The sequence below is a fragment of the Enterobacter cloacae complex sp. S3 genome (assembly GCF_014930495.1).
Lineage (GTDB): Bacteria > Pseudomonadota > Gammaproteobacteria > Enterobacterales > Enterobacteriaceae > Enterobacter > Enterobacter asburiae_B.
This window is the reverse complement of record NZ_JADBRD010000093.1, coordinates 598-1,954: the sequence shown is the minus strand read 5'-3', so window position 1 is coordinate 1,954 and position 1,357 is coordinate 598. Positions and strand designations below refer to the sequence as shown.

General features: G+C 48.6%; 2 pseudogenes. Both read right to left on the bottom strand.

Going from position 1 to position 1,357, the window contains the following annotated elements:
- Positions 1 to 71: 71 nt before the first annotated feature.
- Positions 72 to 371, bottom strand: a pseudogene (locus IM317_RS23600) (copper-binding protein); the annotation flags it as partial.
- 217 nt (positions 372 to 588) lie between these two features.
- Positions 589 to 1,357 (bottom strand): annotated as a pseudogene (gene pcoS, locus IM317_RS23595) (copper resistance membrane spanning protein PcoS); the annotation flags it as partial.

Below are 1,357 nucleotides of genomic sequence, written 5' to 3'. Positions count from 1 at the left end.
GGGATGTCCTCATGTGGCTTATGAAGACATTACTAACATCGGGGTGTACTAATCAACGGGGAGCAGGTCAATTCGTTGGTGGCCCCTGGTTTGCCTTTCATCATTTTTTTATGCATCTCCGCCATGTCCTGGTGGGCAGAAGCGTTGCCGTTTTGCATCATTTCATGGGACATTGCAGCCTGATCGTGTCCGCTCATATCCATCATTGTCATACTGTCTCCCTGAACAGCGCTTTTTTCAGAGGTTGACTGCATCTGATGGGCGGGTGCCTGGGCATTATTTACCTGGTCATGCATGTTCATTGTCTCTGCAGCCATGGCGGATGAAGCGACAGCCATAATGGCAACAAATGATACAAGGATCTTTTTCATGGTTGGGTCTCCGGTGTTTTCATACCCAAACAATCAACGGCTTATAACAGAGAAAGCATTTGATCTCAGGGCGGGTTATTCATCACTCCAGGAACCAGGCGATTGCGTTATCACTCTGCTCCTGATTTATGTATGATTATAAAAAACCGCCTCTGTTTATCGCGTGACTGAATGATGACAATTTTGTCACCTTCCAGGTTTCTCCTGAAGAACGGGATTAATCCATTAACAGGCGCACACTGAACACAATTTCCCGCCCCTGCTGTTCTGCTGACAGCTCGCCGCCATGAGCATGAATGATCGACCTTGTAATTGATAATCCCAGCCCCGCGCCTTCCGTGTTGTGGACCCTTGATGAATCAGCTCGATAGAACCGATCAAACAAACGTTCCAGATTAGCGGGAACCTGGCCGGACATCGTATTCGTAATCATCACGTTCACACAGTCACTGTCACGCTCAAGGTGTATCGCTGTACAGGTGTTATCGGGAGAATACTTGATTGCATTGGAAAGCAGGTTACTGAAAGCACGTCGCAGCATATCGCTGTCTCCGGCAACAACGCCCTCTCCTTCAACGGTGATTGTCTTTCCTGTTTCGTCTGCCAGAGGCTCGAACAGCTCACGTAATTCATTCAGTTCGGCGGCCAGATCCACATCATGTTTATCCAGCTGCAGCAGACCATGCTCTGAACGTGCCAGAAAAAGCATATCACTGGTCATTCGTGACAACCTTTTCAGTTCTTCCAGGTAAGCGAATAAGATTTCGCGGTAATGCGAAACATCCCTTTCCTTAGCCAGTGCAAACTGCGTCTGCATCATCAGATTACTGACCGGTGTGCGCAGCTCATGCGCGATGTCAGACGAGAAATCTGACAGTTTCCGGAATGACCCCTCCAGGCGATCGAACATGTTATTGAACTCCTGCATGGTCTCAGAAATTTCCGGCGGAGCCAAATCGGGATTAAGACGCTGATCCAGGCTGTGT